This window comes from Clostridium aromativorans (genome assembly GCF_020908015.1).
Taxonomy (GTDB): domain Bacteria; phylum Bacillota; class Clostridia; order Clostridiales; family Clostridiaceae; genus Clostridium_B; species Clostridium_B aromativorans.
The window spans coordinates 1-14,493 of record NZ_JAJJPB010000002.1; the positions used below are offsets into that span (position 1 = coordinate 1).

Genomic DNA, 14,493 nt, shown 5'->3' on the forward strand with positions numbered 1-14,493 from the left:
GGATGAAAAAGGTTATATTGTGACAGATGAGGATATGAGAACTAATATTTCAGGAGTATTTGCCGCAGGTGATATAAGAAAAAAATCCTTAAGACAAGTAGTAACTGCAGCAGCTGATGGTGCTATAGCAGCAACTACTGCTGAGCACTATTTAGAATCATTGAAATAATAAATACTGAGCTACCTTATTAAGGCAGTTATAAAAATAGGAGGGTTAATAAAATGATAGAATTAAACAAGAAAAACTGGGATGCTGAAATTACTGAATATGTTGAAAAGCCAGTGTTTGTTGACTTTTGGGGCGATAAGTGTGAAATTTGTAAACAATTAATGCCTGGAGTACATGGCTTGGAAAAAGTATATGGTGACAAAATAAAATTTGCCAGCCTTAATATAAGCAGTGCAAGGAGGTTAGCAATTTCTCAAAAAGTTCTAGGACTGCCGACGATGATTATATATAAAAACGGTGAAAAAATGGACACTATAACTGCAGATAAAATAAATACTCTTGATGATGTGAAGAGCTTTATAAAATCTACATATGATAAGCTTTAAAATTAAATAAAGTTCAAAATAAATATTAAAAAAGGAAGAGATAATATGTTAAAAGGTAAAAAGGTAATTGCGATAGGAGATAGGGACGGTATACCTGGCCAGGCTATTGAGGCCTGTGCAAAGTCAGCCGGAGCAGAGGTTATATTTGCTTCTACAGAATGTTTCGTTTGAACGGCTGCGGGAGCTATGGATCTGGAGATCCAACAGAGGGTAAAAGATTTGACGGAAAAATACGGTGCAGAAAATATAGTTGTAATTTTAGGTGGAGCAGAGGCAGAAGCGTCAGGTCTTTCTGCAGAAACGGTAAGTGCGGGAGATCCGACTTTTGCTGGACCGCTTGCAGGAGTAGCACTTGGACTGGCTGTCTATCATATTGTAGAACCTGAAATAAAGGAAGAATGTGATGCTGCAGTTTATGATGAACAGTGCAGCATGATGGAAATGGTTCTTGATGTAGAAGATATTATAAGTGAGGTAAAGACTATAAGAGACCAGTATTCAAAATATAATAAATAATATAAATAATTTCATTAAAAAGGAAAAATTTTTGGTAGAAAATAGTGTTGATATTAGAATAAAGAATAATAGCATGCAGGAATGCATGCTATTATTAAAATAAATAGGAGGTTTTAAAATGAATTTTCCCGTTGTTAAGAGAGCTTCTTATGTTTTAGTTAATACGCCGGATATGGTGGTACATAATGGCACTACCCAAACTTTGGAGAGGAAGACAAATCCGGATTCGGATTATCTGAAGCAGATAAAAAACCACTTGAGATCATTTGAAAATGTAGTCAGTTATGCGCCAAATCAAACTTATATAGGAAACATGGCTCCAGAAGAATTGAGTGAAAGAAAAAGACCCTGGTATAATGAAAAAGTTGATGGCTCATCGAGGTTTGGCAAGTTTGGAGAGATAATGTGTCAGGATGAGTTTTATGGATTGTTGAAGATATCCGATGTATTTGATCTGGTGATCTTGGAAAAATCCTTTACGGAGGCTGTAAAAGAGAGCTTTAAGAGGCATCCAATCTTAAAAGATAGAATTGATGACTTGAAAGAGGGAGAGAGCATAGAAAATATTAAAAGGCTTGTAAATGATGGCATAGCAGAGGGCCTTTACAGGGATGACAAACTTGTGGGATGCGTGAAAAGGGCCCACGAATTTGATCCGAATCTGTCGGCACATACCATGATTGAAAACTTGTCAGTAAAGGCATCGGGCGTTCTGGCACTGATGTATCTTGTAAAAAACTCTGGATTGGATGTAAGTCAAATTGATTATCTAATAGAATGTTCAGAAGAAGCCGTGGGTGATATGAATCAAAGGGGAGGTGGAAATACTGCCAAAGCCTGTGGCGAAATAGCAGGAATAAAAGGCGCCACTGGAGTTGATATGAGAGGTTTTTGTGCGGGACCTGCCCATGCACTGATTACAGCTGCAGCTCTTGTACAATCTGGTGTATATAAGAACGTGGTAGTGTTTGCAGGCGGATGTACTGCCAAACTTGGAATGAATGGAAAGGACCATGTGAAAAAAAATATACCTATCCTGGAGGACTGCCTCGGGGGTTTTGCAGTTCTTGTGTCGGAAAATGATGGAATAAGCCCGGTACTCAGAACTGATGTAGTTGGGAGACATACAATAGCCCACGGTGCTGCTCCCCAGGCTGTAATACAGGCTCTGGTACTTGATCCTCTGACTAAAAAAGGAATGAAAATTACGGATGTGGATAAGTTTGCACCTGAAATGCAGATACCTGATATAACAGAGCCGGCAGGTGCCGGGGATGTACCGACACAAAATTATAAGATGATAGGGGCTCTGGCGGTTAAAAGTGGACAGCTTGAGAGGAAACAGCTGCCTTTATTTGTCAAAGAACATGGTTATCCGGGATATGCACCCACTCAGGGACATATACCATCCGGCGTTCCTATTATAGGACACGGCATAGAACATATAATGAGTGGAAAATTGAACAATTTTATGGTAATAGGTAAGGGGAGTTTATTTCTGGGAAGAATGACAAATCTGTTTGATGGAGTATCTATACTTGTAGAAAAGAACGATGGCGGGAAAGAGGAGAATACTGAAGTATCCAAAGATGAGGTAAAGAAGATCATAGCACGGGAGATAAGAAAATTTGCACAGCAGTTGATGGATGATTAGAATTTTTGATACAGAGGAGGGGAATTATGGACAGGACAAAAAAATTGATTGCGGAAGCATTTGAGGATATAGCTGACGGTATAGAAAAGGGAAGCTTTAAAAGGAGGCCTAGAATAGGACTTACAGTTTATGGCTCGGAACATGGAGCAGAGGAGATGATAAAAGCTGCACAGTTGGCGGGGAGTAAATACGGTGATTTTGATATAGTGCTCATAGGGCCGAAAGTTGACTGTGGGTTTGAATCTGTAGAAGTAAGCAGTGCAGAAGAAGGTCATAAGAAAATGGTAAGTCTTCTTGAGGAAAAGAAGATAGATGGGTGTGTGACACAGCATTTTGATTTTCCTATAGGGGTATCGACTGTAGGTAGGATGGCTGCACCGGGAAGCGGCAGAAATATGATACTTTCAACCACTACGGGTACTATGGCCACGAATAGGGTGGAGAGTATGGTCAAAAACTCCATAGCCGGCATTGCAGTTGCAAAGTCCATTGGTATAGATAATCCAACCGTGGGGATTTTGAATGTAGATGGAGCCAGGGGTACACAGAGGGCGCTTGTAGAACTGCAGAACAGGGGATATGGTATTGATTTTGCTCAATCTCTCAGGAAAAATGGAGAAGTACTGATGAGGGGAAATGACCTCCTTTCAGGTACCCCGGATGTCATGGTTTGTGATTCACTGACCGGAAATCTGCTCATAAAGATTTTTGCAGCCTATACTACCGGAGGAAATTATGAGACTCTGGGATATGGATATGGTCCGGGAATAGGGGAAAATTATGATAAACTGATAAATATAGTATCCAGGGCTTCTGGGGCACCTCTTATCTGTGAAGCACTTAAATACTGTGCGATGTGTGCTGAAGGAAAAGTACTGCGGGCGGCGAAGAATGAATTTCAAAAAGCAGAGGCTGCAGGGCTGGAGGAAATATTGAAAAAGGATAAACCCTCAAAGGTTGAAGAGGTGAAAGTACCACCTAAGGAAGTTGTGACCTATGCAATACCGGGAATAGATATACTGGAACTGGACAATGCCTGCAGGGTATTATGGGAAAAAGGTATATATTCTGAAAACGGAATGGGCTGTACAGGGCCTGTGATTCTGGTAAGTTCTCAAAAGGGTGAAAAAGCCGTAAAAATTTTAAAGGAAGCAGGATATAAATAAGAGGGATAAAACAACCCTCTTATTTATCTTCAAAGATTCCGTATTTATCATGACAATAAATTACAAGGAAATGAGTGCAACTAATATAAAAAAGTACAATTTCTAAAAAAAAGTAAACGTTTTATTACATTAACATTACAGAATAGTTCAATGAATATTATCTGCTGGTTTACTATAATTTAATTATAAACTTGACTCAAGTTATAAATATTTTTATAACAATTCGTGACTTGAATATAGGGAAAGGATGGTTATAGTTATGAGTAAACGTCTGCAAATCGATTATATCGATGTTAAAAAGGTTCAATTCGGAAATAAATCCGAGTTGGTTAACGGTGTGTTAACAGTTAATAAGGAAGAGCTTTATAACCTGATTAATAATGACTTGTTTGCATGGATGAATATCCAATTGGTATACCCTGGTGAGAGCTGCAGAATGCTGGCAGTGCATGACATCATGCAGCCGCGCTGTAAAAAAGAACATCCGGAAGAATCTTATCCGGGAATTTGGGGAAAACTGGCACCTGCAGGTGAAGGGGAAACGGTAGCACTTAGAGGTGTAGTTGTTTCAGACATTTATTATGCAAAGTGTAATGTTAAATATTATATGGATATGGGCGGTCCATGTGCAAAATACACTCATTTTTCAAGACATTATCATGTCGTTATCGATGCTGCACCAGCTGAGGGTGTCAGTGATTTAAGTTATGCGGAAGCGTTAAAACATGCTTCACTGACGGCAAATGTATATTTGGCTAAGCTTGGTGTTGATCTAAAGCCAGATGAAAAAGAAGTCTTTGAGCTCGGACCAGTTGGCCCAGGAAAGGATGGCAAGCCTCTACCTAAAGTGGCATACTTTGTTACCCATATGGCCTCACATGATACTTGGAATATATTGTACTATGGGCAAAGCGCGCTTAATTTTCTCCCAATCATAGTTCAGCCTACCGAAGTGCTTGATGGAGCTTTCCTATGGCGATATTGGGAATGTAATTATTACCTGCAAAACGAGCTGTATATCAGGGAACTTATGAAGCGCCACGGCAGGGATCTTGAATTTGTGGGAGTTGTTTTCGCAAATAACGTTATGAAAATTGACGGTAAAAATACCATGGGCATGATTGGAGCGACATTATGCCGTGACACATTAAAAGCGGATTGTGTTGTGATCAATAAGTCAGGTATGGGACATTGCCAGCTTGATTCGGCGCTGGCTTTTAACTGGGCAGAAAAAATGGGTATGCCCTGTGTAATGAATCTCTCGGCTGTGTCCAATGATCGACCGGGTGACATGCTGGTGATCTCAGATCCTAAAGTTGATGCTGTTGTCAACAGCGGGCGTAATTATACGCTTCATCACCCGAGAGTTAAACGACTGATTGGGGAGAATGCCGGAGTTCCTAGTCTAGCTGGTATTGATCCTTGGGGACCTTTCGATCATACCACCAATTTTGCATATCAGGGAATATGGTCCCAGCTGGGAGATTGCTATGTGACTACGGATTCAAATATTCCATGGAAAGAAGAGGTGTAAATCATGGCTAAAAAGTATCGAATAGTTCATTATATAAACCAGTTTTATGGAGGATTTGGTGGAGAAGATACTGCAGGTATGGATATAGTTGTTAAAGAAGAGCCTGTGGGGCCAGGTTTAGCAATGAAAAATGCGTTTGGTGACAGAGCGGAAATTGTGGCTACGATTATTTGTGGGGACAATCATATTGCGGAAAACTTGGAAACAGTAGTACCTAAGGTGGTTAAAATTGTAAAAAAATACAATCCAGATATGTTCATTGCCGGTCCTGGATTCAATGCTGGCAGATATGGCATGGCCTGTGGTGCGACAACAGCAGCAGTTGTTGAAACACTGAAAATTCCGGGCGTTACAGCATTATATGCTGAAAATCCTGGAACTGATATGTATAAAGATCGCTGTTATATTCTCAAAACAGAAAACAATGCCAGGAAGATGAGAGAAGTTATAAAAAAAATAGTTGATTTTTCCCTTCGATTGGTGTCAGGAGAAGCAATTGGGGATGGCAAGAAGGAAGATTACCATGGAAGCGGTCCGGCCATTGAAATCGATTATTCAATACCAGCACCAAAACGAGCCATTAACATGCTTTTAGCTAAGTATTACAATAAGCCTTATAGAACGGAAGTGGTTATGCCCAATCATGAAAAAATTCCGGTGCCGGTACTTGATAAACCCTTGTCAGAAGCAAAAATTGCACTTGTTACTGATGGAGGCCTAGTACCAAAGGGAAACCCTGATAATATGGTTGTTACCAATTCAACTTGTTTTAAATATTACTCAATTGAAGGAAAGGACAAACTAAGTCCTGAGGATTATGAAGTAAGACATCAAGGTTATAATAATGCCTTTGTTCTTGATGATCCCAACCGTCTTGTGCCAGTTGATGCAATGAGGACGCTTGAAAAAGAAGGTGTCATCGGTTCTTTATTTGATTCATATTTTACAACTGCAGGTGTGATGACTCCTATGGAGAAAGGTAAGAAATTTGGTGAAGGTATTGCCAAAATAATGAAAGAACACAAGGTTGATGCGGCTATATTGACGTCCACCTGAGGAACTAGTTCTCGCTGTGGTGCAGTGATGACAAAAGAAATCGAACGTGCTGGTGTTCCTATTGTTCAAGTGACGAACTTGACAAAAATCGCCGAAGGTATAGGTTCTAACAGAATTCTTCGTGGAAACAGCGTCTTGCATGTTTTTGGCGATCCTTCGCTGCCAAAGAAAAATGAAGTGGCCTATCGTAAAAATGCTGTCAAGAAAGCTTTGAAAATGCTTGAAGAAGTGCCGGAAGAGGGTAAATCGGTAATCGAGGAAATTTAAGCTGGAAATAGCCAATGTGATAATATGACAATATGTTAAAATTAAAAGGAGGTTATTCTTTATGGTTAAGAATAATAAATATAGTGTTAATACAACTGAGCCAATATCTGTGAATGTTATAGATCCTTCTACAAAAAAAATATGGCCGGCTGAATTATGCCATGATTCAGATGGGTTTTTTCTGAAGCAATCCTCTGATCAAGCCAAGGATGCAGAGTTATTTTTGAGTCCTGGCTGGATTGATTTACATGCTCATGTTTACTATGGCGTAGGAGCCATATCCATACCTCCGGATTCAATTGGATTTGATACCGGTGTTCATTTTATAGCTGATGCTGGAAGTTCAGGTGAAGCTACCATTACTGGATTGAGAAAATATGTTGCACCTGCCTTTAATACTCCATTTAAAGCCTGGTTAAATATATGTTCTACTGGTTTGGCACAAATACCTGAAGCTACAGATATTTCCGCAATGGATGTAGCAAAAACGGTGAGAGCGGCCAATGCAAATCGTCCCTTTGTCTGCGGCATCAAAATTAGAGCTGAAAAAACCACTGTCGGTGCAATGGGTATACAGCCGGTAAAACTTGCAGCTAAAGCTGCACGAGAAACGGGAATGCGCCTTATGGTACACATTGGGCTGCCTATGCCGTGCATCGAGGATATACTGGATATTCTGGCTCCAGGTGACGTAATATCTCATGTTTATCACGGGAAATTAAATTCACCCTGGACGTCTGAGGGCAAACCGATTCCTGCTATGGAAAGAGCTTTAAAGCGCGGTGTTCTTATGGATGTAGCCCATGGAATAGGCAGTTTTAGTTTTGAAGTTGCAAAGAGGGCAATAGCTGCAGGATATCCTCCGTTTACTATTAGCTCTGATGCTCATGTTCTAGGCATAAACGGTCCTGTTTATGATCTTCCGACTACAATGACTAAATTGTGTGCTGCGGGCATGGATCTTGTGGATGTAATAGAAGCGGTGACAGCATCACCTGCTAAAATATTACAGCTGGGTGATTGGTGCAATTTGAAGGGAAGACTGCATAATGCAACATTGTTTAAGCTTAGTAAATCTGCTCCTGCATCCAGAAAATTTATTGATTGTGTTGGCAAAGAAATTTTCCCTGAGAAATATATTATTCCTACAGCTATAATTAATAAAGAAGAAATGAAATGGCTGGATTATCCTCTTAAAAATGTAAAGGTAGATGTTGATCCTGCAGTACACATATAAGAAAATTTAAATACAGAAATGAAGGAGCCTGCTGCATAATTTAATTATGCAAGCAGGTTCCTTTTTTAAATATTCTATTCTGTCAGTGTCAGTTGAAGTGTCTTGGTAGATCCATCTCTATAAATTACCACTGAAACTGTATCACCGGATTTATGGGTGGATTTTATTTTATTTATTTCTTCTACGGTTTTTATGGATTTGCCGTCAAATTTTTGTATGATATCCTCTGGTTCCAATCCGGCCTTTTCAGCGGGACTGGATTTTTCAATTTCCTTTACATAAACACCTTCAGGTATGTTGTATTTCTTTGACAGGCTGGAGTCAATATCCACGCAGGCAATTCCGATTTTCAATATTGGTTTTAAGAGGCCGTTTAACTTGGAAGCCACTGTATTTATAGGAATGGCGAATCCTATACCTTCAACCCCGTTTCCACCTATTTTAGCTGAATTTACTCCTATTACCTGCCCAAGTGAATTTACAAGGGCACCGCCGCTGTTTCCTGGGTTTATAGCTGCATCTGTCTGTAAAAAGCTTTGAGTGGTGTTACCCACAGTGATTTCTCTTTTTGTAGCACTTATAATACCACTTGTGACAGAGCCTAAAAGTTCCTTGCCGAGGGGATTGCCTATGGCTACTACAGAATCTCCTACCTGAACATTATCAGAGTTTCCGAGTTCGGCCACTGCCGGCATTTCAGTTTTAGTGGTTACTTTTATTACAGCCAGATCCTGATTTTCATCGTAATTTACAACTTTGGCGGATACGGTTTTTTTATTGCTCAATATGACACTTATGCTCTGAGCACCCTGTATCACATGGTAATTTGTGAGTATATATCCATCGGAGTTTATTATTATGCCTGAACCCATTCCATCGTCCTCACTGCTTTGCCCATCTGAAAAACCGAACATATCCGAATATTGGGATATGGATTTAGTGGAAACACCCACTACTGCAGGGCTTACTTTTTTAGCTATTTCTGCTATTGTAAGGCCGCTCTTGCTTGAAGTGGATATAGGGGAAACCTGTGTCTGTGAAGGCTTTGTCTGCGTTGAGTTTATGGTCTCATAAAGTGGTGTATTTTTGAAAAAGTCTGTATTTGGAACTACATATAAAAAAGCTGCGGCAGATAGAGAGGCGCCTATCAAGCTGGATATCAATGCCAGGGATATATATGAAAAAATTTTTTTGCCTCTGGAATGTTTTTGGGAAAATTTATTTTTGAAACGGGATAATATGTTCATTCTTGCAGTATCTTGATTTTTGTTATAATTATCATCCATGTAAAATTCCTCCTTCTATGAGCTTTTAATAACTATATTATATCATGGTTATATGATAGTTTTTTTTTGTTACAACTATATGTCAAAACTGTAAACTGAGTATGACAATTCTGTTTATTATATGTTACAGATTTTTTATGCTTTTATTAAAAAAGTATTGATATAATTATTATAATATTATACAATTATCTTCTATATTTTATAGGAGAAAATTTAATTTGGAAAGTTCGATTAAGTTAAGGTGATTTTATGATATATGTAATTGGTATATTATCTGTATTTATATTTACCGGTGTAAATTTGTATATTGGTATAACTGTTTTTGAAACTTTTAAATATTTTGTGACTTTTATAAATTCATATGTCTATTGGATTGTGTTTTTGCTGCTTGTATTGTCCTTTTTTATAGGAAAATTTTTCAAAAAAATCCTGCCTGAATTTATAAGTAAGATGTTTTACTTAATAGGATGCTATTGGCTAGCTGTAATTTTTTATTTTATAATAGCTGTGATAATATTTCAAATTATCAAATTGACCTGCTATCTTTTGCCTTTTGCTTATATTTCAGATGGAATTAAATGGAGAGCTGTATTTTATGCTGTTTCAATGATGATAATATGTGTTATTTTAATAATTGGAACTTATAATGCAAATTCAATAAGACTGTCGAAATATAATTTACAAGTTGAGAAAAATATAAATGGAATTGAAAAATTGAACATAGTGATGATATCTGATATTCATGCAGGTAGAATAGTGGGCAAAAGCAGAGTGAAAAATTTAGTTAAAAATGTAAATTCATTGAAACCTGATCTGGTTATTTTAGCAGGTGATATTATAGATGATGATGTGGATTTGAAAGAAATGAAAGATATTCTGACGCCATTAAAAGATATAGATTCCGCCTATGGTGTATATGCGGTGTTTGGAAATCATGAATATATTGGCAGAAATACTGGGTATATGACAGAAGAGTATAAGAGATTGAATATAAAACTTTTGGTAGATGAATTTGAAGGTATAGATAATAGATTTTATATAATAGGACGAAACGATATTGCCTATAAGAATTTTACAGGTAAAGAGAGAAAAAATATATTTCAATTGACGGATAGATGTGACAAGACAAAATTACTGATTGCAGTAGATCATAGGCCGGTAGATTTGGAAAATTGTAAAAATGCGGGGATAGATATTCAGTTTTCCGGACATACCCATAGGGGTCAGCTTCATCCTTTAAATCTTATAACGAAAAGAATCTTTAAGATTGATTGGGGATATTTAAAAGATGGTAAATTTAATATTATAGTTTCTTCGGGATTTGGAACTTGGGGTCCGCCTATAAGAATTCATAGTAGATCAGAGATTGTTGAAGTTATTCTCAAAGGAGCCGTGAATTGAAAGTTCAATAAGGAGGAGGACAGTTTCCAATGGATAAACAGCGGAAATACACTGTGCTAGGTGAAGAGTATGAAAAATCTATGAGTTTAGAAGAAAGAAAAAAAAAGGGCAGTTTTTATACACCTTACTATATAGTGGATTATATAGTGGAAAATATTATGTCCGATTTGGACGTTAAAAAAAATCCTTTTGTAAAGGTGCTGGATCCCTCCTGCGGCAGTGGATATTTTTTAATAAAAGTGTATGAAATTTTAATGAAAAAATTCAGCGAGAATTTAGAATTTATTAGACAGAATTTTAAGGATGAAGATTATAGGATTGAAGATAAAAATGGAATCAGATATATAAAGGGCAGTGAATATTGGCAGTACTCTAACCTGGGCTATCATATACTCAGGGAATGTATATACGGCGCAGATATAGATGAATTTGCCGTAGAACTGGCAAGAATAAATTTGTGCAATAAAAGTGGAATTGATTTTGAGTTTAAATATAATATCATATGCTGCAACAGTTTGATAAAATGGGAAAAAGAACATGAAAATGGAGAAATTTGTGGAGATATATCTGAATTCTGGAAGAGAAAATATGACTATGTACTGGGAAATCCACCATGGATATCCCTCAGCAGAAAATATAAAAAAGAGGATAAGCTGACGAAGTATTATAGTGAGAATTATAGTGGAAATACGTATTTACCCAATTTATATGAATATTTTATAAAAAGATCTATGGAACTTTTAACACCTCATGGAAGATTTGGATTTATAATTCCAGATAGACTGGCCAGTAATCTTTATTACAGAGATTTTAGAAAAAATTTACTTGAAAATTATAGCATATTGAATCTGGTCTTTGAAATAAAATTTCCGGAAGTAAATGCCGATTCCATGATTATTATAGCTGAAAATGGCTGCAGAATGTACAATAAAGTAAATATAGACATATGTAAAAAGAGGATGTATGCTGTGGATCAGCAGAAATATCTGGAAAACTTAAATTTTGAGTTCTCTTACTGCTATAATTCAGAGAGCCTGTTTATAAAGGAAGGTATTGAAAAATCCAGTAAAATGCTTTCTGACATATGCTGTACTTTTACTGGATTCATAGGATATAGATCTAAAGTGACTTCAAATAAGATCAGCTCTAGCCAAGTTAAAATATTAAAGGGCGAAAATATAAGAAAATTTAAGGTAGAAGGCAGCTGTTATTATGATTTTATACCTGAGAATATAAAGGGAGGAACCAAGGATATAAAAAAACTTGCCAGTAAAAATAAAATAGTTATAAGGAAAACTGGGAGCCAGCTGATAGCAGCACTGGATTGTGAAGGATGCATAATAGAACAATCCCTGTATGGTATAGTGGGCAAGAACAGGAAAATTTCCATTTATTATATTCTGGGAATTTTAAATTCAACCCTAATTCAATGGTACTATTTAAATTTTCTAATAACAAATCCCAATTCGACCCCCCAGATTAAAAAGTACAGTTTGGATCGGATACCCATATGCGAATGCAGTTATGAATATAGGAGTGAAGTTGAAAAATTAGTAAATAAAATAATGTATGAAAAAGGGGAAAAAAGTAGATTTGAAAAAAAATTAGACGAAACTGTATTTAACCTATATAATATTGACTATAAGTACAGATATATTATAGTGGATGAAGTACAAAATAGCAGAGATGGGAAAAAAGGTGGCAGAAAATTAAATGGGGGGAATTATTTATGATAACCTTGTTTTGCATTTTATTTGTGATATTAACTTTGTGTTTGGTATTGTCTATAGTGGGAATTGTGATGCTTCCAATTGTAGGACTTATAATAGCAGCAGCCTTTATTATTGCCATAATAGGAATTATTTTGAAGATTGTATTTTCACTGCCTTTTTTAATACTTGTTATAATATTGGTGATACTGTACATGTGTAGAAATAAATGATCAATTATAATATTCGATATGTAACGAACTATGTAGGCGGTATAAATTATATAGTGTTTATATGTAAAGAATATTATCAAACTTATTTTATTAAAATATATTGACTTATTATATATATGATGTTAATATAATTACGTAAATTTAATAAATTCTTTTGAAAAACATTCGTATAATCTTGATATAATATGGTTCAAGAGTTTCTACCAGAAGGCCAAAACTTCTGACTATGAGTGGATTCCGGGAAGAAAATATTTCAAGTATTTTCTAATTTGGATTATTCCATAATTCATATTAGAAATTTTTTATTTTGGAGGTATCAACATGGAAGTTGAAAGATCTAAACTGGATTCATTTTTTAAATTAACTGAGAATCACACTGATGCAAGAACAGAAATTTTAGCGGGCGTTACTACTTTTATTACCATGGCTTATATAATTTTTGTGAATCCCAGCGTACTTATGCAGGCTGGTATGAACAGCAAGAATCTTATGGGAGATGCTGCAGTTAAGGCAGGACTTTCTGCAATCAATGATCCCGTGGTTGCATCGATATTTGTAGCAACCTGTATAGCGGCAGCTATTGGAACTTTTGTGATGGCACTTTATGCAAACCTTCCTTTTGCACAGGCACCTGGTATGGGACTCAATGCATTCTTTACCTATAGTGTTTGTATAGGAATGGGATATAGATGGCAGCAGGCATTGGCGGCAGTTTTGGTATCGGGGATAATATTTATAATAATTACAGTTACATCTATAAGGGAAAAAATTGTCAATGCTCTTCCTTATAATTTGAAATTGGCCATATCAGGTGGTATAGGATTATTTATAGCTCTTATAGGTCTTAAAAATGCAGGTATTGTTATATCTGATCCTGCTACTTTAGTCGCTTTTGGCAAACTGACCACACCTCATGTACTTGTTGCAATCATAGGTATTTTAATTACAGCTATACTTATGGCAAGAAATGTAAAAGGATCCATACTCATAGGCATAATTTTAACTACTATAATCGGCATACCTTTTGGGGTAACCCACACTTCAGGTATACAGCTTATAAGTGCTCCACCTTCACTTTCGCCTACGCTTTTTGCCTTCGATTTTAAAGGACTTCTGGGAATAGGAAAAGCAGGTATGGTAGGTGCTGTTACAAGTTTGATTATGGTAATCATAACTTTTACCCTGGTAGATCTGTTTGATACCATAGGTACTCTTGTGGGAACAGCTGAAAAAGCTGGAATGGTAGATAAAGACGGGAAAGTTAAAAACATGCACAAGGCACTTTTGTCAGATGCACTGGCAACTACAATAGGATCTTTGCTTGGGACCAGTACGGTAAATACATATGTGGAATCCACTGCCGGTGTTACAGCAGGAGGAAGAACAGGGCTTACATCTTTTACTGTGGGAATATTATTCATACTGTCATTATTTTTCTCTGGTCTTGTAGGAATAGTTCCAACTGAGGCTACAGCTCCAGCACTTATAATCGTAGGTGCACTTATGATGGGAGTAGTTACCAAAATAGACTTCAGTGATTTTACAGAAGCTCTTCCAGCTTTTTTTGCCATAGCTTTTATGCCTTTTAGTTATAGTATAGCAAATGGTATTGCTGCAGCTATAATATTTTATCCGATAGTTAAATTAGTTACAGGAAAATATAAGGAAGTTCATCCAATAGTATATGTACTTGCAGCACTTTTTATATTTAGATTTGCTATGCTTTAATTGAACTATTCTGGGATTTAGGTGAGAAATTTATTCATGAGAAATATGTTTTTCACCTGAAATCCAGGGTGATACTTTGTTTATTGTAGACATTAATAAAATATTAAATATAGGAATAAGAGGTTGAAATTTCGTTTTCAATAAACTATGA

Annotated in this window: 13 protein-coding genes and 1 riboswitch; of the genes, 12 read left to right on the plus strand and 1 reads right to left on the minus strand. The window is 36.6% G+C overall.

Annotation, left to right across the window (positions count from 1 at the left end; genetic code table 11):
• From LN736_RS02680 to LN736_RS02715, 8 genes are all read left to right on the plus strand, one after another.
• Positions 1 to 169 (plus strand): FAD-dependent oxidoreductase (locus tag LN736_RS02680; RefSeq protein ID WP_229980921.1); only part of this gene is annotated, 169 nt, incomplete at its 5' end.
• Between the two features lie 53 nt (positions 170 to 222).
• Positions 223 to 555, plus strand: coding sequence for a thioredoxin family protein (locus LN736_RS02685; RefSeq protein WP_179976992.1), 333 nt, complete (start codon positions 223 to 225; stop codon positions 553 to 555).
• 45 nt (positions 556 to 600) lie between these two features.
• Positions 601 to 1,071, plus strand: coding sequence for a glycine/sarcosine/betaine reductase complex selenoprotein A (grdA, locus tag LN736_RS02690; RefSeq protein WP_229980770.1), 471 nt, complete (start codon positions 601 to 603; stop codon positions 1,069 to 1,071).
• Positions 1,072 to 1,189: 118 nt separating this feature from the next.
• The gene (gene grdC / locus LN736_RS02695; protein ID WP_229980772.1) at positions 1,190 to 2,725 is read left to right on the plus strand and encodes a glycine/sarcosine/betaine reductase complex component C subunit beta; all 1,536 of its coding nucleotides are present in this window, start codon (positions 1,190 to 1,192) and stop codon (positions 2,723 to 2,725) included.
• A gap of 26 nt (positions 2,726 to 2,751) precedes the next feature.
• Positions 2,752 to 3,891 carry a glycine/sarcosine/betaine reductase complex component C subunit alpha gene (grdD, locus tag LN736_RS02700; RefSeq protein WP_229980774.1) on the plus strand — a complete coding sequence of 380 codons (1,140 nt, stop codon included), beginning with the start codon at positions 2,752 to 2,754 and terminating at the stop codon, positions 3,889 to 3,891.
• Positions 3,892 to 4,150: 259 nt separating this feature from the next.
• Entirely contained in the window at positions 4,151 to 5,425 is a 1,275-nt protein-coding gene (locus tag LN736_RS02705; RefSeq protein WP_150358859.1) for a glycine/sarcosine/betaine reductase component B subunit, read from the plus strand.
• Between the two features lie 3 nt (positions 5,426 to 5,428).
• On the plus strand, positions 5,429 to 6,748 hold the full coding sequence (locus LN736_RS02710; protein WP_229980776.1) for a glycine/betaine/sarcosine/D-proline family reductase selenoprotein B: 1,320 nt from the start codon (positions 5,429 to 5,431) through the stop codon (positions 6,746 to 6,748).
• A 61-nt stretch (positions 6,749 to 6,809) separates the two neighbouring features.
• Complete coding sequence (locus tag LN736_RS02715; RefSeq protein WP_150358862.1) at positions 6,810 to 7,985, plus strand: amidohydrolase family protein; 1,176 nt, start codon at positions 6,810 to 6,812, stop codon at positions 7,983 to 7,985.
• Positions 7,986 to 8,059: 74 nt separating this feature from the next.
• On the opposite strand, the gene LN736_RS02720 is transcribed toward LN736_RS02715, so the two are convergent.
• The gene (locus LN736_RS02720) at positions 8,060 to 9,271 is read right to left on the minus strand and encodes a S1C family serine protease (RefSeq protein ID WP_150358863.1); all 1,212 of its coding nucleotides are present in this window, start codon (positions 9,269 to 9,271) and stop codon (positions 8,060 to 8,062) included.
• A 249-nt stretch (positions 9,272 to 9,520) separates the two neighbouring features.
• Between LN736_RS02720 and LN736_RS02725 the strand changes: the two genes are divergently transcribed.
• The 4 genes from LN736_RS02725 (at position 9,521) to LN736_RS02740 (ending at position 14,342) form a co-directional block, all read left to right on the plus strand.
• Positions 9,521 to 10,672 carry a metallophosphoesterase gene (locus tag LN736_RS02725; protein WP_179977000.1) on the plus strand — a complete coding sequence of 384 codons (1,152 nt, stop codon included), beginning with the start codon at positions 9,521 to 9,523 and terminating at the stop codon, positions 10,670 to 10,672.
• A gap of 29 nt (positions 10,673 to 10,701) precedes the next feature.
• The gene (locus LN736_RS02730) at positions 10,702 to 12,405 is read left to right on the plus strand and encodes a TaqI-like C-terminal specificity domain-containing protein (protein ID WP_150359001.1); all 1,704 of its coding nucleotides are present in this window, start codon (positions 10,702 to 10,704) and stop codon (positions 12,403 to 12,405) included.
• On the plus strand, positions 12,402 to 12,614 hold the full coding sequence (locus LN736_RS02735; RefSeq protein ID WP_179977001.1) for a hypothetical protein: 213 nt from the start codon (positions 12,402 to 12,404) through the stop codon (positions 12,612 to 12,614). Before LN736_RS02730 ends, LN736_RS02735 begins: the two co-directional genes overlap by 4 nt.
• Before the next feature lie 145 nt (positions 12,615 to 12,759).
• Positions 12,760 to 12,861: riboswitch (purine riboswitch) on the plus strand.
• 74 nt (positions 12,862 to 12,935) lie between these two features.
• On the plus strand, positions 12,936 to 14,342 hold the full coding sequence (locus tag LN736_RS02740) for an NCS2 family permease (protein ID WP_150358368.1): 1,407 nt from the start codon (positions 12,936 to 12,938) through the stop codon (positions 14,340 to 14,342).
• The last annotated feature ends 151 nt before the right edge of the window (positions 14,343 to 14,493 follow it).

Coding starts and splice junctions, on each gene's coding strand:
- LN736_RS02685 (WP_179976992.1), top strand. CDS start 223: ATGATAGAATTAAACAAGAAAAACTGGGATGCTGAAATTACTGAATAT.
- grdC (WP_229980772.1), top strand. CDS start 1,190: ATGAATTTTCCCGTTGTTAAGAGAGCTTCTTATGTTTTAGTTAATACG.
- grdD (WP_229980774.1), top strand. CDS start 2,752: ATGGACAGGACAAAAAAATTGATTGCGGAAGCATTTGAGGATATAGCT.
- LN736_RS02705 (WP_150358859.1), top strand. CDS start 4,151: ATGAGTAAACGTCTGCAAATCGATTATATCGATGTTAAAAAGGTTCAA.
- LN736_RS02715 (WP_150358862.1), top strand. CDS start 6,810: ATGGTTAAGAATAATAAATATAGTGTTAATACAACTGAGCCAATATCT.
- LN736_RS02720 (WP_150358863.1), bottom strand. CDS start 9,271: ATGGATGATAATTATAACAAAAATCAAGATACTGCAAGAATGAACATA.
- LN736_RS02725 (WP_179977000.1), top strand. CDS start 9,521: ATGATATATGTAATTGGTATATTATCTGTATTTATATTTACCGGTGTA.
- LN736_RS02730 (WP_150359001.1), top strand. CDS start 10,702: ATGGATAAACAGCGGAAATACACTGTGCTAGGTGAAGAGTATGAAAAA.
- LN736_RS02735 (WP_179977001.1), top strand. CDS start 12,402: ATGATAACCTTGTTTTGCATTTTATTTGTGATATTAACTTTGTGTTTG.
- LN736_RS02740 (WP_150358368.1), top strand. CDS start 12,936: ATGGAAGTTGAAAGATCTAAACTGGATTCATTTTTTAAATTAACTGAG.